Below are 19,531 nucleotides of genomic sequence, written 5' to 3' on the forward strand. Positions count from 1 at the left end.
CTAACAAAACCTTGTCTAGATTACAGGCGAGCTTTGACGGCGTCGACAATAGCTTCAGGAGTGATCTTGAATTTTTTGTAGAGCTGATCGATTGGGGCGGATGCACCAAAATCGTTCATACCAACAAAAGCACCATACTGACCAATCCACTCGTGCCAGCCAAACGGTAACGCGGCTTCAACGGCAACCGTCAATGTACCAGGTGACAGAACTTCGTCACGGTAGTGTTGTGGTTGCTGCTTGAAAATTTCCCAGCACGGCATCGATACTACTGCAGTTCCAATACCCATGGCTTCGAGACGTTTCTGACCTTCGAGAGCAATCTCAACTTCTGAACCAGAGGCAAGAAGGGTTACTTGGCGATCCAAAACAGAAGGGTTGAGGATATAGGCGCCATACCCAGAATAGTTATCTGAGATGTCTTTACGCTGTGCAGGTAGTCCCTGACGGGTCAAAGCAATAACAGATGGGGCATCTTCGCTCTCAAGTGCGAGTTCCCAGCATTCGGCAGTTTCAATTGCATCTGCTGGACGGAACACGTTGAGGTTCGGTATGGCGCGCAGAGAGGCAATGTGTTCAACCGGCTGGTGCGTTGGACCATCTTCGCCAAGGCCAATGGAATCGTGCGTCATGACATAAATGACACGCTGTTTCATCAGTGCAGATAGACGAATAGACGGACGGCAATAATCGGTGAATACAAGGAATGTTCCGCCGTAAGGAATAAAGCCACCATGAAGGACAAGTCCGTTCATTGCGGCAGCCATTGCATGTTCACGAACACCGTAATAGATGTAGCTACCAGCATAATCTTCGGCGGATACAGGGCCTTGGCTTCCTGATTTGGTGTTGTTTGATCCGGTAAGATCTGCAGAGCCACCAATCATATGCGGAATTAAGGCTGTCAATTCATCCAGAGCATTCTGCGAAGATTGACGGGTCGCCAACTTAGGGCATTCAGCTGAAAGTTTTGTTTTATATTCCTTGAAAGCCTCTTTCCAGCCTTCTGGAAGTTTTCCAGCCATCTGATCTTCAAAAAGCTTACGTTGGTCTGCTGGCAGGCTTGCGAGTTTTTTATCCCAGGCTGCCGAAATTTCAGCACCACGTTCGCCGGAAGATCTCCATGCCTTGAGAATGTTTTCAGGGATTTCAAACGGGGCATGTGGCCAGCCAATTTTTTCTCTTGTCCCGGCAATTTCATCGTCGCCAAGCGGTGCACCGTGTGTTTTGGATGTACCGGCTTTGCTTGGAGCGCCGTAGCCAATGACGGTTTTGCACGCGATCAAGGAAGGCTTGTCGCTCTTGCGGGCGGTCTCAATAGCTGCGGCAATCGCTTCGGGGTCATGTCCGTCGATCGCGACAGCATCCCAGCCACAGGCTTCAAAACGCATCAACTGATTGTCTGAAACGGACATGTCCGTAGAGCCATCAATTGTAATGCCATTGTCATCAAAAAGAACGATAAGCTTATTCAGCTTTAGGTGACCAGCAAGAGAAATCGCCTCGTGACTGATGCCTTCCATCAGGCAACCATCACCTGCAATCGCGTATGTGTAGTGATCAACGATGTCATCATCGTAGCGGGCATTGAGCATACGCTCTGCCAAGGCCATGCCGACAGCATTCGTAATACCCTGCCCAAGAGGGCCTGTGGTGGTTTCAATGCCTGGAGCGTGTCCAAATTCTGGGTGACCAGCTGTCATACTGTCCAGCTGGCGGAAGTTTTTCAGCTGCTCCATTGTCATGTCCGGGTAACCGGTAAGATGAAGCAGGGAATACATCAGCATAGATCCATGACCTGCGGACAAGATAAAGCGGTCGCGGTCAGCCCAATCTGGGCGTAATGGATCAAATTTCATGAAACGGCTAAAGAGAACAGTAGCAACATCGGCCATGCCCATCGGCATTCCTGGATGTCCAGAGTTTGCGCGTTGAACGGCATCCATGGAAAGAGCACGAATGGCGTTAGCCATGTCCGTGTGGTTGCTACCTGGCGCGGCGTCCGCAGCAGATACGGGAAGGCGCTGTGCAGTCATATTCAAGGTCCCCAGTTGGGTTCAGATTATCCTGCCCATGTAATAGGGCAGAGGGCCATTAACGGCGGCAAAATGCCCCTTTGCTTGCCAGAGGTCAACAAGGTTGTCGGTAATAGCTGTTATAATCCATATTTAATCGATATATAAAGAGGAAGGAAATGACTTCTGTGACAGTTAGTTGACCTTGCTGACAAGGTTACCATATTCTGTTAGTTATTGATCTGGCGAAAAAATTACCAGCGAATGGCTTATTTTTATTATGACAAGAATTCTTAAAGCTGTAGATCGCCTTGCTGCTGCGGTAGAGGCACTAGAAAAAAGTGTCGATACTCGATTGAGCGACTCCAGTGAGACAATTTCAAAGTTGAAACAGGATCTGGATTTGAGCATGCAAGAAAACTCCAAGCTCGAGAGGTTAAAACAGGATGTGGGTATACGCCTCGATTCTGTGATCGGCCAACTTTCGACTTCACTGGAGAAATAGAATGGCTCAAGTAGCACTTAATGTGAACGGTCGTCGCTATTCGGTTAGTTGCCAGGATGGACAAGAAGATCATCTTTTGGGGTTGTCCAAATACATCAATCAAAAAATTGATGACCTTAAGGGTAGTATGGGGCAAGTCAGTGAGGCTCATTTATTGTTGATGGCAGGCCTTCTCCTTGCCGATGAGCTCCATGAGGCTTACATCCAAATTGATGATGGGAAGTCAGGTAAAGACAATAAATCTCCTGCTGATGACGAGGTTGAGGCAGAGAAAGTCGCTACAACGCTGGAAAGTTGTGCAGATCGACTGGAATCTATTGCCGCCCGTCTGGAAAGTCATTAAAAGATCAAACTGGTGCTACGGAACGCGTGGGGTTCGTAATTTCCCTGGGGCCTAAATTCTTCTTTGGGAGCTGTCCCTGCTGAGATCGTGGTCTTGGTATATGGCGCCCACCTGCACTGCAGGCCACAAGAGGACTTGGAACTAACGGTTACTGTGGCACCACTTGATCTCTTTCGGGTTATTGAAACGCAATAACTTATGGCTTGTTTTAAAGCCTATGAGGGAAACTATGACCGTCTTAGATACCCAAGATATCGATCAGCTCAAAAAATCACTCCGCAAGGAAGCGAAAAAACAACGGGCAGAGGCTTACCGCCTTTTACCTGACGCTGCTGAGCAGCTGTGTCAGAAATTGTTCAGTACGATTGATCTGCCCAAAGGTGCGGTGGTTTCTGCTTACTGGCCGCTCGGCGATGAACTCGATCCAATGCCTTTATTGAACGCGCTGTATGAAAAAGGCTTCAAACCTGTACTCCCGGTTATGCTTGGCGCAGGGAAGCCTTTGATTTTTAGATCCTGGGCACCGGGAGATGAGTTGGATGACGCAGGTTTTGGTACCTGTGAGCCGCGCAATGATAAAGAAGAGCTTGAGCCAGATGTGCTATTTGTACCGCTTTTGGCTTTTGACCGTGCGGGCTATCGGCTCGGTTATGGTGGCGGTTTTTATGATCGTACACTCGATAAACTCAGGGCTCATAAGGCAGTAACGGCCATTGGTATTGCTTATGCCGCTCAAGAAATGGAAGCGGTAATTCGAGGGCCTTATGACGAACCTTTGAACTGGATCGTGACCGAACAGGAAGCCATCGATTTAACGGTCAAGGTTTAGCAAGGGTAATATTTCTAAGGATAATCCTTGGACCCGGCGTATAGAAACCTTATACCTTCAGAAATAATTAAAATTAATACGGTGAGCAGAGTTGTGTTACGGCAACTTTGCCTGCCCTGAAGGAACAAAAATGAGATTGTTATTCTGTGGTGATGTGGTTGGCCGTTCAGGACGTGATGCAATTGCTGCGCATCTTCCTGGTTTGCGCCGAGATCTGAAGTTGGATTTTGTCGTTGTTAACGGCGAAAATGCTGCATCTGGATTTGGCGTCACAGAGAAAATCTGTAAACAGTTCTTTGAATGTGGTGCTGATGTCGTCTCCGGCGGTAATCACAGCTGGGATCAGCGTGAGTGCATTACCTATATCAATAGTGAAACACGCCTGCTTCGGCCCTTGAACTTTCCTGAAGGTACACCGGGGCGTGGTGCTGCGCTTTATGAAGCGCCCGGTGGTCGTAAGGTTATGGTCGTGAATGCAATGGGCCGTATTTTTATGGATCCGCTTGATGATCCCTTTGCCGCAATTTCCAAAATACTTGATCGCTATCGGATGGGGCAGCAGGGTCTCTCTGCTGTAATTGTTGACTTCCACGGCGAAGCGACCAGTGAGAAAATGGCGATGGGACACTTTTTGGATAGCAGAGTAAGTCTTGTTGTTGGCACCCACACCCATGTGCCGACCGCAGACCATACGATCTTGCCAGGAGGCACCGCCTACCAGAGTGATGTCGGGATGACCGGTGATTATGATTCTGTCATCGGTATGAAAAAAGAAGTGCCGATTGCCCGTTTTACCAGAAAGATGCCAACAGAACGTATGAGCCCAGCAATGGGAGAGGCGACGCTTTCCGCAATTTATGTCGAAACCGATGATAAGACGGGGTTGGCCACACGCATAGAGCCTGTTCGAATCGGTGGACGGCTCTCGCAAACAGTACCTCAGCTAGGGTAGCGTCTATGTAAGCGTAGGCTTTAAACGGGTAAAATTAGCTGTGCTTGGCTATTGCTGCTGACATTGCCTTAAAGCGTTTAACTTCCTCAATCATTAGATTGGCTTGGTCCAACGTATCTTTGGCTATGGCATTCGCTTGTTCTGCAAGTACGGCAGGCTTTTCCGTCGCTCCAGGTGTGTGCTCCGCCATCACCATTAAGGTGTTCAGAGCATCAAGATTTGAGTGAAGTGAATAGTCTTCAGTTAATTCTGCTGCATTTTTTGCAATTTTTGAGAATTCTTTTGCATCGATCTGATCATCTTGTGGAAAATCGATGATATGAAATTTTCTTGCCATGCTGTTTACCAATCTAGATGAGGCAGTCCCTGTAATTATACTTCGGGTAATCGTACTCTGGGTATTCTGGCATAACTTTAGAGATTTTAGCTTAAACTTTAGTTAATACTTTGGGCTCTTCTCCGCTTTGTTGAGTAGATTTAGGATTTCAAATAGAGCATAGATTGATTATCTGGAATGGATGATTGTCTAATTTTGAGTTTGAAGTATTCGGTATCCTTGATGCCTCTGGCTCGCTTACGGATCATTCCTATACTGACATTACCAGCCTCTATCCTGGCGCTTGTGAGCTTGTGTTTGGCGTAGTTGCAGATGCCCACACAATGTTTCCGTAGGGATTTCGCGAACTTTTTTAGATAGAGCATCTGTGACTGATCTGCTATCAGGCACCAACGTTCCAGTTGCTCCGCCATCGCCTCAAATGAAGCGGCACTCCACAGCAGCTGAAGCTGTTCTTTCAAGACGTAAAGTGCATTCAGGTTGCTATTGCTCTCCAGCAACCTTTGCAGCTTGTCACTTTGTTTTTCACTCAACTTATCCGCATTTTTGAGCAACAGATAATGCGTCCCTTTCATCAACTCTTTACCACTTGGATCGGCCTTTCTGAACTCAAGTCGACGCTGATTATGGATAGCTTTGCTGTAGTTTTTCATGACGTGGAAACGGTCAAATACTATGTCGGCCAACGGCAAGGACTCTCTGACAGCCTTTTGGTAGGCAGGCCCCATATCCATCGCTACGGCCTTTATTTTGCAGGCTGTATCTGGTTGCAGTTGTTTCAAAAACCTTGAAAAAACCTCGGCAGTTCGGCCTGCTTCAACCCAGATCAGATGACCGCCAACCATATCGTAGACCACCGTCATGTAGTCATGACCTTTCGCCCGGGCAACTTCATCTACACCAATATATTCCAAGCCAGTTAGCTCTGCAGGATCAAGCGTAGGGAGAGTTTCAATAAGGTATGCCCTGTCGATATTCTTGACCGTTTCCCATCGTATATCCAAATGTCTGGAAACCGCTTGAATAGACATATGCCGACATAATCCACTGATCAGTCGGCAAAATCGGTGAGTGAAACGGCACCCTTTATCAACAAAATCACACCCCTCAATGCGGCGTTCGCCCTTGTTAATATAAACCTGCGCCAGCTCAATCTCGACCACACAAGGATACCCAAAAAGGGGGATGTCGTTTACTTGTCGGCGGACATGCTGGTTGATGCTTCCCTTCTGGCCTGTAGCAGGGTCTATAGCCCTCCTACGCGCGTCTCGGCTGCAGTGAATGACAATCTTAACACCGCCGTCATCCAGTTTAATTTCATTTACACGTTGCCCTTTGAGGCCTAAAATATGCTGCGAGATGTTGATTGTCATATACCTGCTCTATGTAAAGTTATCAGAAACCATACATATCAACAGGTTACTTGGCGGTCGGCATCTTTTTCTACTCAACAAAGCGGAGAAGAGCCATACTTTGGTTGTTACGTGTTGAGAAAACGCCAGAAAACATTCGAAATGGTAAATAACCGCCTATTAGGGCTTCTTCTGTCCGTGAAATCCTGCTAGATAAGCATTGAAATATTTCGTTTAATTATCTGAGCTAGGAAGTCTGCTCATGGCAGGTCATTCACAATTTAAGAACATCATGCACCGCAAAGGTGCTCAGGATAAAAAACGTGCTAAAATTTTTGCACGTCACACCCGTGAAATCATGGTTGCTGCACGTTCTGGGACACCTGATCCCGAGCAGAATTCAACGCTGCGAAACGCTATTATAGCTGCCCGTGCTGCAAACATGCCCAAGGATAACATCGATCGTGCTATAAAGCGCGTAGCTGGTGGCGAAGAAGTCGCCAACTATGAAGATGTACGTTATGAGGGCTACGGACCTGCGGGTGTTGCTGTAATTGTCGATGCATCGACCGATAATCGGAACCGGACCGCTTCTGAAGTTCGTACCGCGTTTGCCAAACTCGGTGGGAACTTAGGTGAAACAGGTAGTGTTTCCTTCATGTTCGACCGCGTGGGATCTATAACATATCCAGCTGATATTGCCGATGCCGATACAATGTTTGAAGCCGCTGTTGAAGCCGGTGCTGAGAACGTTGAAAGCACAGACGATGATCATGAGATCATATGCGAACCAGGTGATTTTGCCTCTGTGCGCGATGCTTTGATGGAAAGATTTGAAGCGCCGACGGAATCCGGTCTTGTATGGAAGCCCCAAAACACGATTGCGCTTAATGAAGATCAGGCATCCACGATGCTAAAGCTTATTGATGTTCTCGATGATAACGATGATGTTCAGAGTGTCAGTGCGAACTTTGAGATCGATGATGAAATTATGGCCAAGCTCACAGCTGGCTAAGGTATTAGGGGGCCGGCCAAGGGATTATGCGGATCATTGGAATAGATCCCGGCCTTCGTTTTACTGGGTGGGGTATAATTGAATCAGAGGGTAATCGACTACACCATGTTGCAAATGGTGTGATCAAAACCCTGTCTACCAATGAGCTCCCCCAACGTCTTGTTGAGATTCACGATGGCATTCGTGCTGTTCTTGCTGACTACCAACCGGATGAAGCAGCGGTCGAAATTACGCTTGCGAATAAAAACCCCAGTTCAACTCTCAAGCTTGGAATGGCCCGTGGAATCGCGTTGATCACACCGGCATTGGTTGGTCTTCCCGTTGGCGAATATTTGCCAATGATTGTCAAAAAATCCGTCGTTGGTACTGGGCATGCAACCAAAGAACAGGTTTTGATGATGGTTGAGCGGTTGCTGCCTGGTTCTAAAGTCACGTCGACGGATGCGTCGGATGCGTTGGCAATTGCCATTTGTCATGCCCATAATGTTTCCACCGGGCGAAAATGGGCTGCCGGGGTTGAAGACCCGATTGCTGCCGCCCTGAAAAAAGCTGGTATCGAAGACCCTCGCTTAGCAAAGAAGGGGGCAGGAAGCGGCGCCGATAAGACCAAGGGTAAAATCAGGGGGAAGAAATTCCGATGATCGGAAAGCTGACAGGGAAAGTTGATTCTATCGGTGACGATTGGGTCATGCTTGATGTGGGGGGCGTTGGTTATGTGGCCTTCTGTTCCAGCAGGACGCTTTCCATCCTTCCTGGTGAGGGTGAGGTTACAAGTCTCTTGATCGAAACGCATGTTCGCGAAGACCATATTCATCTCTTTGGTTTTGCCACCCAAGCTGAAAAAGAATGGTACCTCCTGTTGGGGACAGTACAGGGTGTCGGAGCCAAGGTTGGGTTGGCTATCTTGTCAGCGATCTCGCCCGATGAACTTTCGGTTGCTATCGCAGCACAGGACAAGACGACTTTGACACGTGCCAGTGGGGTCGGTCCCAAGCTTGCTATTCGTATTATGAATGAGCTTAAGGACAAAATAGCAAAGCTATCACTTGGAATTTCGGGGCAGATTGTCGATCCTTCTGTTGAAACCGAGGGCACGGCAACAACGCCTTTGGCTGTCTCAGAAGATGCGGTTTCTGCTTTAGTCAATCTTGGGTATCGACGCTCGGAAGCGTATAGTGCTGTTGCTAAAGTATCTAGCGAGCAGGGTCTTGATGCTCCGCTTGAGGCTCTTATTAAAGGTGGTTTGGCGGAGTTGATGCGTTGAGTGAAGATAGATTGGTATCAAATGAGTTTTCCGAAGGTGACGGCGCCGAAAAATCGTTGCGCCCTTTAAGCCTTGGAGAATTTATTGGTCAGCGCCAGCTCCGAGAAAATTTACATATTTTTATTGAGGCGGCGAAACAGCGTGGTGATGCGCTTGATCATGTGTTGTTTTTTGGTCCGCCTGGCCTTGGTAAGACGACACTTGCACAGGTCGTTGCCAGAGAGCTCGGGGTTGGTTTTCGGGCGACTTCAGGTCCTGTGATTGCAAAAGCCGGAGATCTGGCTGCGATACTTACAAACCTTCAATCACACGACGTCCTGTTTATAGATGAAATCCATCGTCTGTCTCCGGTCGTAGAGGAAATCCTTTATCCGGCGATGGAAGATTTCAAGCTCGACCTGATAATTGGGGAAGGACCTGCTGCCCGTTCCGTTCAGATTGATCTTCCGCCCTTTACCCTTATTGGTGCAACGACACGCTCAGGTTTGATATCTACGCCGCTGCGAGAGCGTTTCGGTATCCCCTTGCGGCTTCAGTTTTATGAGCCAGAGGAGCTCCAGCAGATCGTGGCGCGTGGTGCCAAGATACTTGGCGCGCCAATGAGTGATGATGGCGCCTTTGAAATTGCTCGTCGTGCGCGGGGCACACCACGTGTCTCTGGTCGTTTGCTTCGGCGTGTTCGAGATTTCGCCTCTGTTGCGGGGGTTGAGTTAATTGAAGCCGCCGATGCAGATGTCGCTTTACGGCGCCTGGATGTCGACGAAAAGGGCCTCGATGCGATGGACCGAAGGTACCTTCGGGTTATTGCTGAAAATTATGGGGGGGGGCCGGTAGGGGCCGAAACCCTTGCGGCTGCTCTGTCTGAGCAAAGAGATGTTATCGAAGACGTTATTGAGCCATATTTGATCCAACAGGGGTTTCTTCAACGCACACCGCGCGGTCGAATGTTGAGTAGCTCTGGGTATAAATATCTGGGTTTGAGCGAACCTGTCGAAGTGTCCTCGCGCCGTTCTTCCCAAATGGATTTGCTATCAGGCAATGGTGAAGGAGAGTAGGGGTGAAACAAAATTGTGACCTTCCTCTCTCTGGCGTATTTGAAAATGGATACCATCGTTTTCCGGTTCGGGTGTATTACGAAGACACGGATAATGCTAAAATTGTCTATCACGCCAATTACTTGAAGTTCGCTGAACGGGCCCGTACAGAAATACTTCGCCTTCTTGATCTTGAACAAACTGAACTAAGTGAGCGTTTCGGCCTTTTTTTCGCCGTAAAAGATTGCTTTCTTAAGTTTGTTCAGCCTGCGTATCTTGATGATCTATTAGAAGTTAGATCGCGGGTCGTTCAAATGAAGGGGGCCAGCTTTTCGTTTGAGCAGGTTGTTTTGCGTGGGGATGAGGCGCTGGTTCAATGTGATATCCGCATTGCCTGTGTCAGCGAAAAGGGGGGACCCGCAAGGATCCCAGCTGAGATTAGTCAGGCTTTAGTTCATTTTCGGGAATGAATTAGAGCGCACGTTTTTGGGTTCTAAAGGGAGCTGCCAAAGAAGATGGCAAATGAAGTAATTGAAACTGTTGAATCCGTCGGCCTTGGCGGCGAGGTCGTTGATACTGTTGCACTTGGTGGGGCATCGGCCGTTCATGATTTAAGTGTCTGGGGTCTTTTCCTTCAGGCAGACATCATCGTCAAAGTGGTGATTTTTATTCTGATCATTGCCTCTATCTGGTCCTGGGCAATTATGATCGACAAAATTGTGAAGCTACGCAGCCTTCGCAAACGCGCCGACCAATTTGATGAAGCCTTCTGGTCAGGAGGATCCCTTGATGATCTTTATGATCGCATTGAGAAGCGTCCTTCTGATCCAGTGTCGAGCATCTTTATTTCTGCAATGCGCGAATGGCGTCGGGCAAGTAGTCGAGGCGCCGGCAGCAGAAGTGATCACGCAAGGGTGAGCCTACAGCAGCGTATCGACAGGGTGATGGATATCAGCCTTAATCGTGAGATGGATATTCTTGAACGGGGTATGGTTTTCCTTGCTTCCGTGGGATCTTCAGCTCCATTTATCGGTCTTTTTGGGACGGTTTGGGGCATTATGAATGCCTTTACATCTATTGCCGCATCCAAGAATACGAGCCTGGCTGTTGTTGCTCCTGGTATCGCAGAGGCTCTTTTTGCCACGGCGCTTGGTCTTGTTGCTGCTATTCCTGCGGTTCTTGCATACAACAAACTCTCAAGTGATATCGGAAGATATGGTGCGAGATTGGAAGTGTTCGCCGGTGAGTTTAGTGCGATCCTCTCACGCCAGTTAGAGGAGCACTAAAATGGCAGCCCCAACACTCGGTGGTGGAGCTGGTAAGGGTCATCGCCGTTGGAATAGATCATCTCGGAAACCGATGAGTGACATCAATGTGACCCCTTTTGTTGATGTTATGTTGGTTCTGTTGATCGTCTTTATGGTGACGGCACCCCTGCTTACTGTTGGTGTGCCCGTTGATTTGCCTAAAACACAGGCCAAGTCGCTAAATGCATCTGAAGAACCTCTTGTTATAACCGTAAATTCAAAAGGTGAGCTCTTTATTCAAGAGTCAAAGATTGAAGAAGCTCAGTTGGTGCCGCGCTTGAATGCTATTACCGAGAACAAGCCGGATACTCGGGTTTATGTCCGTGGGGACAAAGCCATTGATTATGGGCGTGTTATGCAGGTCATGGGACTGGTAAACAGCGCCGGTTATGAGAGAGTTGCTTTGATTGCCGAACTCCCGAAAAAAGAGAAGTAGTCGCTAAAATCATGCGTATGGGCGTTGCTCTTTCTTTATTTTTACACATGGCCTTATTGGCGTTTGTGATCTTTGGATTACCACGCTTTAATAAGCCGTTTCTTGCTGAGCAGGTTGTGCCTGTTGAGTTTGTCGTTCTCGCTGAGCTGGAAGTAGAAGATACACCTGTGCCGGAGCAAGATGAGCCGGATCCTGAACCTGAGCCTGAAGAACCTCCTAAGCCAGAACCCAAACCAGAGCCGGAGCCAAAACCGGAGCCTGCGCCAGAACCAGAACCTGTTCCCGAACCTGCACCTGAACCGGAACCAATTCCTGAGCCTGAGCCCATACCAGAACCTGAGCTCATTCCAGAACCCGAGCCTTTAAAAGTAGAGGCTCCTGAGCCTGAAATCGTACAGGAAATTGAACCTGAGCCTACGCCAGAACCAGAGTCTGTGGTGGAAGAGGTGAGAGAGGCCCTGCCACCGAAACCTAAAGCCCGTCCAAAACCACCCAAGAGGCCTAAGCCACCCGAGCCTAAAGTGGTTAAGAAAAAAGAAGAGCCGAAACCCAAAGAAGACGCCTTGTCTTCGATTCTGAAGAACGTAGATAGACTTAAGTCTGCGCCTAAAAAGACGACAACCAAAGGTCAGACAAAAAGCAATCCAAGTCGTCCGCGTGCTTCATCTGCACAAATTAGTGACATTCAGCGATCACTGCAGCAACAGGTGAAACGCTGCTGGCGTGTTGATGCGGGTTCATTACAGGCAGAGGAAATGATCGTCGATATCTCGGTTAGCATGCGCCAGGATGGAAGCGTAAGTGGTGTTCGCATTGTAGATCAGAGCCGATTTAACAAAGATGCCTACTTTAGAATCGCCGCTGAAAATGCCCGGCGGGCGGTTATCAGCTGTGCACCTTATAAGTTGCCAACGAACCTTTATAGCGATTGGCAGACAGTGAATTGGACCTTTGATCCGTCAAAAATGTTTGGGCAATAAGTCGGGGAAGGGGAGTGATTGTGTGCGGGCTGTATTGATCCTTATATACTCCTTATTCGGCTTTGGTTTTGTAATGATGGGGAGCTTGAGCCCCGCTTATGCGCAAGACGATCCTAAGGTCGTGGAGAATTTGGTTAAAAAATGGGGCCAATGCCTTAAGCTTGCTCCGCGAGAGTGGTCCGGAGGCTCAACCATAATTGAGTTGTCGATTGATTTACTCAGAGACGGGAACGTAGATAGTATTCAAATTGTTGATCAAGAGCGGTTATCTCATGATGAAGAATTAAGGGAATTAGTCGAACAGCTTCGGCAAAAGATTATTAGTTGCGCGCCTTATAAACTACCAATTAGTCTGTATGCTGATTGGCAAACAATTAAAATGAGATTTGATCCAGCGAGTATGTTCGGGCAATGAACAGGAGAAGAATAGTGACACTATTGAAATCAACGCGTGGGATTTTGGTTGCCGCTGCGGGCGTATTGGGATTTTTAGTAGGGAGTTTTCCTGCCCAAGCCGAAATAAACGTAAATATTACTGAAGGTTTTGTTGAGCCGTTACCGGTCGCTATTGCTGACTTTCAAGGCGGACAGCCCGAAGAGCAGTTACTTGGCCATGATATTGCGGAAGTGATTTCTGCTAATCTGGAACGGACTGGATTGTTTAAGCCAATCGACAAGAAGGCCTTCATCCAAGATGATAATTCCCTTGCGGTCGGTGTGCGTTTTGGCGATTGGCGCCTGATCAACGCACAGGCACTTGTGTCTGGTAAAGTAACGGCACTTGGCGATGGTCGGATCAGTGTCGAATTCCGGCTTTGGGATGTGTATGCTGAAAACATGATGGTTGGTCAGAGGTTAAAGTCTACGAAGACGAACTGGCGGCGTATGGCGCATCAGATCACTGATTTTATTTATGCGAGGCTGACTGGTGAAAGAGGATACTTTGATACCCGTATTGTTTATGTATCCGAAACCGGACCACAAAATCGCCGTCAACGCCGTCTCGCCATTATGGATCAGGATGGTTTCAACCATAATTTCCTGACCAATGGCCGTTTTGATGTCTTCACGCCCCGTTTTTCTCCGACATCGCAAGAGATCACATATTTGTCATTCGAGGGCAATGTGCCAAAGGTCAAACTCCTGGATCTGCAAACTGGACGTGAAGAGAACCTTGGAAACTTTAAGGGAATGAGCTTTGCCCCGCGTTTCTCGCCCGATGGAAATTCTGTCGTCATGAGCTTGGCGGATCGTGGAAACACTGAGATTTACACAATGGATCTTCGTACCAGAAAGTTTAATCGACTGACAAATGATCCTGCTATTGATACGTCGCCGTCTTATGCTCCGGATGGATCTAAGGTTGTATTTAACTCTGATCGCGGTGGAAGCCAGCAACTTTACGTGATGGATGCAAACGGCAAAAATGTGAAAAGAATCTCTTTTAACAAAGGGCGTTACGCGACTCCTGTATGGTCGCCACGTGGAGATTTGATCGCATTTACACGTCTCTCTGGTAGAAAATTCTATATTGGTGTGATGAAACCGGATGGCTCTGGTGAGCGTATGCTTGCTGAGGGGTATCATGTGGAAGGTCCTACATGGTCACCAAACGGCCGGGTACTGTCATATTTTAAACAGGGTAAGTCTGATAGTCGTGGTAAAGTGAAAAGCAATGTCTATACCGTTGATCTTTCTGGCTACAATGAACGTCAGGTCGTTACGCCTCTTGATGGTGTAGATCCTGCTTGGTCACCACTATTGCAATAAGCTGTAAGCTTGATAAACCCCTGCTATACCGTTATAGTCGTGGGCGTTTCCCGATTTAGTCGGTGTAACAGGGGGTTTTTGAGTTTCTTCGTTGGTCCGATTTTTCTAATGGATCACTTTAACAATTTAGTATCCGGGTATTACTCGAGAGGGCGAAAAAAATATGCGCTTTAAGTTGCTCACCATTTTTGCAGCCGCACTGTTCCTAAGTGCTTGTGCTAGCAATTCCGATGACACAGCAGGGGGGTCCAATGACGGGGCGTCTGCAACAACTGGTACAACTGACCAGTCTTCTTCTGTAGATTCATCTTCCATTCAGGGACCTCAGCCGGGCTCTCTGGAACATCTCGTCGTTAACGTCGGCGACCGCGTCTTCTTTGGTTATGACCAGAGTGATCTGCAAGCTGAAGGTCAAAAGACCACTGAAGCTCTTGCGGTATGGCTTAACAGCTACCCTTCAGTGACCTTGACCATTGAAGGTCACGCTGATGAACGCGGTACACGGGAATACAACCTTGCATTAGGTGAGCGTCGTGCGAACTCAGTACGCGACTATCTTGTTGCTTTGGGCGTGAACCCTAATCGTCTACAGGTCGTAAGCTTTGGTAAAGAACGTCCAGAAGTACTGGGTTCTACTGAAGAAGCTTGGGCTCAGAATCGTCGTGCAGCTTTTGTTGTAAACTAAGCGCATCGATTGTTAATTTAAAAACGTGATCCTTTAACAGGTGCCACATTGTTACCAAGATGGCGATGTATAAGGTTTGATATTATTTATCGTTCGAGGGTGTGATATTATTTATCGTTCGAGGGTGTGAAAAGAAGATGTCATTGATGACCGTTAATTGGAAAGCGTTCCGCATGGTTGCCGGTGCCGTAGTAGTTTTACTGGCTTTTCCAGGAAATTCTTGGGCACAAAATTCTCAAGTTCAGGGACTGGTTAATAAGATTGATCGTCTGCAACGAGAACTAGTGACCCTTCAGCAGCACATCTATCAGGGCAAGACACCTTCTGCAGCAGATTTGGCTGCTGTTGGGAGTGATACTGGCGGTGGCGCTAATTCTGGCCGGGTTGAATTGCGGTTATCCCAAGTCGAGAACCAAATGCGTAAAATCACGGGCCAGTTCGAAGAGGTGAACTATCGTTTGGATCAGATTGGGAAACGTTTGGACAAACTTGTTGCCGATACAGATTTGCGTTTGCAAAACCTTGAAAGTGGTAATCAGGTTGGCCAATCTCAACAACAGAATCAAACGACGGGTTTGGATTCTACGCAGGCCAATTCTTCACTTCAACAGCCTCAGCCATCAGGCCAGCCAGGCGTTCTTGGAACTGTACGCGCGGATGATCTAAATAACTTCAATACTCAGCAACAGGCTAGCACGGCTCCGAACACCGTTGTTGAAAGCGCTTCTCCCCAAAGCTTGATCCAAGGAGGGCTCCGTTCCGATGAGGTGAGCGCCTATAACCTTCCTGGCGATACGCCCAAGCAACAATATGACTATGCTTTTGGTCTCTTGCGACAGGCAAGATACGACGAAGCTGAACAAGCGTTTAGTACTTTTGTTGAACGCCATCCTGAAGATACCCTGGCGGGGAATGCGACTTACTGGTTGGGTGAAACCTATTACGTTCGTGGTGATTATCAGCAAGCTGCGATTACCTTTGCTGATTCGTTCCAACGTTATCCAAGTAGTTCTAAAGCTCCTGATAATCTTTTGAAACTTGGTCTATCTCTTTCATCACTTGGTAACACAGCAGATGCCTGTGGCACTTTTGGAGAGTTGTTAAATCGCTATCCAAATTCTTCAACGATTATTAAGCAGCGTGCAGGTCAGGAAACCCAAAGACTAAATTGCCAATAACAAGAACCGTCATCGCTCAAACAATTGTTAATGTTACAGTGAGCCAGCCGTGAATATGGGCAGGACTTTGTTTGTGCCCGCAATTGAGTCTGTGGCTGGGCCGATCAAGGGGGGAGAATTTGCTGACTTAATGTCTGCTCTCATTCTTCCCCAACACCCGTTAAAGATCGCTGTTGCCTTGTCGGGTGGGGCCGACAGTATGGCGTTGTGCCTATTGCTAAAGGAATGGGTCGATGCGCACGATGGTGAGCTGATTGCTGTAACTGTCGATCATACTTTACGCCCGGAATCAGAGTTCGAAGCAAAATGGATCCATGCCCGCCTAACTTCTGAAGGTGTTGAACACCATATTTTAAGTTGGCAAAAAGAACTTAGGGCAACGGGCAGTACGCAGGTCCTAGCGCGTGACGCGCGATATAGATTAATGTCCCAATGGTGCCAGCAGAGGAGTATCTCTCTTCTTGCTCTTGCTCACCATCTTGATGATCAGATTGAAACTCTACTGATAAGGCTGCTCCGCAATAGTGGTTCTGACGGCCTCGCTGGCATGTCCCTACAGCGCAGAGAGGGGCAATTAAATCTGATCAGGCCTTTGTTGTCCGTCTCGAAAGAGCGATTGCTGGCGACTCTTCGCGATCGGGGGTGGGGCTGGATTGAAGAGCCGAGTAACCATCAAGACAAATATCTCCGAAACAGGTTACGAAGGGCGATGCCTAATCTGGAGCTAGGCGGGCTTAAAAAGGAGACCCTTGCGAGAATTTGTCATAGCCTCGGTCGGATCCGCCGAAATCTTCAAGAGCGTACTGATGCATTTATAAATAAGTGTGTGGTGGTTAAATCTTCGGGATATGCAACGATCGACTATAACGAATCGATAAAAGCCGACTCTGAAATTCTAACAAGGGCATTAGAAAGAACGCTTTTGACCATAGGGGGAGGAAATTATTCTCCCCGGTCGGAAAGAACAAAGCGTTTAGTGCGAGAGTTGCACGACGGAACGGATGTAAAGGTTACGTTGGCAGGCTGTCACGTCAAAGTGAAGCAGGGGGTAATTGCCATCGCCCGGGAAACCAGAAATCTTCCCGAAGTTCCCTTAAGTTCTGAGGGCGATTTTCTTTGGGATAATAGATTCTATATTCATATACATGGCGCTATGAAGGATGCAGGGCTAATTCTAAAGGCATTAGGGAAGCAAGGCTGGCAACAATTGTGTCAGTTGTCGCCCCATATCAAAGAATCAGCGATTCCCATGTTCGCCCGCTATAGCCTTCCTGCTGTTTTTCTTGGGGATAAAATCATAACTGTTCCCCATTTAGAGTACCTTGATTCGGCTTGGTTGGATAAATTACGCATAAAAATGCGATTTAAACCAAAAAATATATTAATTCAGCATCCCTTTACGGTTGCTTAGGCGCCAAAGCGCATTATCTTCTAGACAGAACTGATTCATTTTGCTGCGCATTTGAGAGCGCAGCCTAGATTTTGGAAGGTCGTTACCTTGAATTTCAGCCGTAATGCTGCCTTATGGATTGTTGTGGGCTTACTCTTGTTTGCACTATTTAATCTTTTTCAGGGGCCTACAAACCCTGGCGGGCAACAGCAACTAGCTTATTCCGATTTCCTCGCACAAGTAGAGACTGGGCAGATTTCCAATGTCACTATTCAGGGGCAGGAAATTAAGGGCAATTATAGTGATGGAAGAATCTTCACGAGTTATGCGCCCGAAGATCCCACGTTGGTTGAAACACTGCGCAACAACGGCGTGACGGTTAAGGCGATGCCTTTGGACGAAGGTAGTACCCTCATCCAAATTCTGATCTCTTGGTTCCCGATGATTTTGCTTATCGGTGTGTGGATCTTCTTGTTCCGTCAAATGCAAGGCAACAGTGGCAAAGCCATGGGCTTTGGTAAAAGTAAAGCCAAGCTTCTGACCGAGAAACAAGGTCGTGTCACATTTGATGATGTCGCAGGTATTGACGAAGCTAAAGAAGAGTTGGAAGAGATTGTTGAGTTTCTAAAAGATCCTCAAAAATTCCAACGTCTGGGCGGAAAGATCCCTAAAGGGTGTTTGCTTGTTGGTCCTCCAGGTACAGGTAAGACACTTCTGGCCCGTGCGATTGCCGGAGAAGCCAACGTTCCTTTCTTTACGATTTCTGGTTCTGACTTCGTCGAAATGTTTGTCGGTGTTGGCGCAAGCCGTGTTCGAGACATGTTCGAACAGGGTAAAAAGAACGCGCCTTGTATCCTCTTTATCGATGAGATCGATGCTGTTGGTCGCCACCGTGGCGCCGGCATGGGCGGCGGTAATGATGAACGTGAGCAGACTCTGAACCAGCTCTTGGTTGAGATGGATGGTTTTGAATCAAATGAAGGCGTTATCATAATCGCAGCAACCAACCGTCCTGACGTGTTGGATAACGCATTATTACGTCCCGGTCGTTTTGATCGTCAGGTGACCGTTACTAATCCTGATATCCTTGGCCGTGAAAAAATTCTCAAAGTACATTTACGCAAAGTTCCTTTGGCACCTGATGTTGATGCGCGTGTTGTTGCGCGTGGTACACCTGGTTTCTCTGGTGCTGCCCTTGCGAACCTTGTCAACGAAGCGGCTCTGTTGGCTGCGCGTTCAGGCAAACGTGTTGTTACAATGTCAGATTTTGAGAATGCCAAAGACAAGGTCATGATGGGGGCGGAACGCCGCTCTATGGTCATGACTGATGAAGAAAGAGAAATGACAGCTTATCACGAAGCTGGACATGCTCTGGTCGGTATTCATGTCAAAGGTAACGATCCGCTACACAAAGTAACAATTATCCCAAGGGGACGTTCTTTGGGTGTTACCATGAACCTGCCTGAGCGTGACCGTTTGGGTTATAAGGTTATGGAGTTGAACGCAAAGCTTGCCATGACATTTGGTGGCCGTGAAGCAGAGCTTTTGATTTATGGAGCTGACAACGTTACCACAGGTGCTGGTAATGACATTCAGCAAGCAACCAACATGGCACGTGCTATGGTGATGGAATACGGCATGAGTGATAAGCTTGGTCGCCTTCGCTATACTTCTCGTCAGGACGATCCGTTTAACTATGGTGGTGGCGGTGATAATGGCTTGAGCGTTTCCGGGGCTACCCAGAAGATGATTGATGATGAGGTTAGAAGTATCGTCGAGACTGCAGAACTGCAGGCTCGTGAAGTTCTTGCCACTCATAAAGATCAGCTCGAACTCATTACGAAAGCTTTGCTTGAGTACGAATCTCTTAGTGGTGCAGATGTTGATCAGCTACTCAAAGAGGGTAAAATTGATCGTAGCGATGACAGCAACCAAGGTAATGGTTCTGATATTCCGCGTGCCTCTGTTCCTAAGAGTGGCAATACGCCTCAAGAAGATGAAAGTGGTAAGGAAGATAAGGGCGGGGCTACCCCGGAACCTCAACCTGAAAGCTAATATTTAAGCTACACAGGTTTTCTTACTATGGTACAACCAAGGCCTCACAGATGTGGGGCCTTGGTATTTTTAAATGGACTTTGC

Annotated in this window: 22 protein-coding genes and 1 other RNA gene; 20 read left to right on the forward strand and 3 right to left on the reverse strand. The window is 47.8% G+C overall.

Annotated elements, in window-relative coordinates; all coding sequences use genetic code 11:
- Positions 1–20: 20 nt before the first annotated feature.
- Positions 21–2,036 (reverse strand): transketolase, encoded by a 2,016-nt coding sequence (gene tkt / locus ACOGW3_RS15825; RefSeq protein WP_419903868.1) that lies wholly within the window; start codon positions 2,034–2,036, stop codon positions 21–23.
- A gap of 259 nt (positions 2,037–2,295) precedes the next feature.
- Between tkt and ACOGW3_RS15830 the strand changes: the two genes are divergently transcribed.
- The 5 genes from ACOGW3_RS15830 to ACOGW3_RS15850 all read left to right on the forward strand — a co-directional run bounded on the left by ACOGW3_RS15830 (position 2,296) and on the right by ACOGW3_RS15850 (position 4,644).
- Positions 2,296–2,520, forward strand: coding sequence for a hypothetical protein (locus ACOGW3_RS15830; RefSeq protein WP_419903869.1), 225 nt, complete (start codon positions 2,296–2,298; stop codon positions 2,518–2,520).
- A 1-nt stretch (position 2,521) separates the two neighbouring features.
- Entirely contained in the window at positions 2,522–2,863 is a 342-nt protein-coding gene (locus ACOGW3_RS15835; protein ID WP_419903870.1) for a cell division protein ZapA, read from the forward strand.
- Positions 2,864–2,872: 9 nt separating this feature from the next.
- A non-coding RNA gene (gene ssrS, locus ACOGW3_RS15840) (6S RNA) lies at positions 2,873–3,027 on the forward strand.
- A 65-nt stretch (positions 3,028–3,092) separates the two neighbouring features.
- Positions 3,093–3,692 carry a 5-formyltetrahydrofolate cyclo-ligase gene (locus ACOGW3_RS15845; protein ID WP_419903871.1) on the forward strand — a complete coding sequence of 200 codons (600 nt, stop codon included), beginning with the start codon at positions 3,093–3,095 and terminating at the stop codon, positions 3,690–3,692.
- Positions 3,693–3,822: 130 nt separating this feature from the next.
- Positions 3,823–4,644, forward strand: a complete 822-nt coding sequence (locus tag ACOGW3_RS15850; RefSeq protein ID WP_419903872.1) for a TIGR00282 family metallophosphoesterase — start codon at positions 3,823–3,825, stop codon at positions 4,642–4,644.
- 34 nt (positions 4,645–4,678) lie between these two features.
- On the opposite strand, the gene ACOGW3_RS15855 is transcribed toward ACOGW3_RS15850, so the two are convergent.
- The gene (locus ACOGW3_RS15855) at positions 4,679–4,981 is read right to left on the reverse strand and encodes a hypothetical protein (protein WP_419903873.1); all 303 of its coding nucleotides are present in this window, start codon (positions 4,979–4,981) and stop codon (positions 4,679–4,681) included.
- 140 nt (positions 4,982–5,121) lie between these two features.
- Positions 5,122–6,354, reverse strand: coding sequence for an ISL3 family transposase (locus ACOGW3_RS15860; RefSeq protein ID WP_419901077.1), 1,233 nt, complete (start codon positions 6,352–6,354; stop codon positions 5,122–5,124).
- Between ACOGW3_RS15860 and ACOGW3_RS15865 the strand changes: the two genes are divergently transcribed.
- The 15 genes from ACOGW3_RS15865 (at position 6,341) to ftsH (ending at position 19,447) form a co-directional block, all read left to right on the forward strand.
- Entirely contained in the window at positions 6,341–6,472 is a 132-nt protein-coding gene (locus tag ACOGW3_RS15865) for a hypothetical protein (protein WP_419903874.1), read from the forward strand. The two genes, ACOGW3_RS15860 and ACOGW3_RS15865, sit on opposite strands and share 14 nt — an antisense overlap.
- Positions 6,473–6,595: 123 nt before the next feature.
- The gene (locus ACOGW3_RS15870; protein ID WP_419903875.1) at positions 6,596–7,348 is read left to right on the forward strand and encodes a YebC/PmpR family DNA-binding transcriptional regulator; all 753 of its coding nucleotides are present in this window, start codon (positions 6,596–6,598) and stop codon (positions 7,346–7,348) included.
- A 26-nt stretch (positions 7,349–7,374) separates the two neighbouring features.
- Positions 7,375–7,989, forward strand: coding sequence for a crossover junction endodeoxyribonuclease RuvC (ruvC, locus tag ACOGW3_RS15875; RefSeq protein ID WP_419903876.1), 615 nt, complete (start codon positions 7,375–7,377; stop codon positions 7,987–7,989).
- Entirely contained in the window at positions 7,986–8,612 is a 627-nt protein-coding gene (gene ruvA / locus ACOGW3_RS15880; protein WP_419903877.1) for a Holliday junction branch migration protein RuvA, read from the forward strand. Before ruvC ends, ruvA begins: the two co-directional genes overlap by 4 nt.
- On the forward strand, positions 8,609–9,667 hold the full coding sequence (ruvB, locus tag ACOGW3_RS15885) for a Holliday junction branch migration DNA helicase RuvB (RefSeq protein ID WP_419903878.1): 1,059 nt from the start codon (positions 8,609–8,611) through the stop codon (positions 9,665–9,667). The genes ruvA and ruvB overlap by 4 nt, the downstream gene beginning before the upstream one ends.
- A 2-nt stretch (positions 9,668–9,669) precedes the next feature.
- Positions 9,670–10,116 carry a tol-pal system-associated acyl-CoA thioesterase gene (gene ybgC / locus ACOGW3_RS15890; protein ID WP_419903879.1) on the forward strand — a complete coding sequence of 149 codons (447 nt, stop codon included), beginning with the start codon at positions 9,670–9,672 and terminating at the stop codon, positions 10,114–10,116.
- A gap of 45 nt (positions 10,117–10,161) precedes the next feature.
- The gene (tolQ, locus tag ACOGW3_RS15895) at positions 10,162–10,932 is read left to right on the forward strand and encodes a protein TolQ (protein ID WP_419903880.1); all 771 of its coding nucleotides are present in this window, start codon (positions 10,162–10,164) and stop codon (positions 10,930–10,932) included.
- Position 10,933: 1 nt separating this feature from the next.
- Entirely contained in the window at positions 10,934–11,389 is a 456-nt protein-coding gene (gene tolR / locus ACOGW3_RS15900; protein WP_419903881.1) for a protein TolR, read from the forward strand.
- A gap of 56 nt (positions 11,390–11,445) precedes the next feature.
- Positions 11,446–12,369, forward strand: a complete 924-nt coding sequence (locus ACOGW3_RS15905; RefSeq protein ID WP_419903882.1) for a hypothetical protein — start codon at positions 11,446–11,448, stop codon at positions 12,367–12,369.
- 22 nt (positions 12,370–12,391) lie between these two features.
- The gene (locus ACOGW3_RS15910; protein ID WP_419903883.1) at positions 12,392–12,784 is read left to right on the forward strand and encodes a hypothetical protein; all 393 of its coding nucleotides are present in this window, start codon (positions 12,392–12,394) and stop codon (positions 12,782–12,784) included.
- A gap of 14 nt (positions 12,785–12,798) precedes the next feature.
- Entirely contained in the window at positions 12,799–14,139 is a 1,341-nt protein-coding gene (gene tolB / locus ACOGW3_RS15915; protein ID WP_419903884.1) for a Tol-Pal system beta propeller repeat protein TolB, read from the forward strand.
- Positions 14,140–14,302: 163 nt separating this feature from the next.
- Positions 14,303–14,824: a peptidoglycan-associated lipoprotein Pal gene (pal, locus tag ACOGW3_RS15920; protein WP_419903885.1), complete on the forward strand. Its 522-nt coding sequence runs from the start codon at positions 14,303–14,305 to the stop codon at positions 14,822–14,824.
- A gap of 146 nt (positions 14,825–14,970) precedes the next feature.
- Positions 14,971–16,002 (forward strand): tol-pal system protein YbgF, encoded by a 1,032-nt coding sequence (ybgF, locus tag ACOGW3_RS15925; RefSeq protein WP_419903886.1) that lies wholly within the window; start codon positions 14,971–14,973, stop codon positions 16,000–16,002.
- 130 nt (positions 16,003–16,132) lie between these two features.
- Complete coding sequence (gene tilS, locus ACOGW3_RS15930) at positions 16,133–17,413, forward strand: tRNA lysidine(34) synthetase TilS (protein WP_419903887.1); 1,281 nt, start codon at positions 16,133–16,135, stop codon at positions 17,411–17,413.
- Between the two features lie 87 nt (positions 17,414–17,500).
- A complete protein-coding gene (gene ftsH / locus ACOGW3_RS15935) occupies positions 17,501–19,447 on the forward strand; it encodes an ATP-dependent zinc metalloprotease FtsH (protein WP_419903888.1) in 1,947 nt (648 codons plus the stop codon).
- Positions 19,448–19,531: the final 84 nt, after the last annotated feature.

The organism is Kiloniella sp. (assembly GCF_965205715.1).
Classification (GTDB): Bacteria; Pseudomonadota; Alphaproteobacteria; order Kiloniellales; family Kiloniellaceae; genus Kiloniella.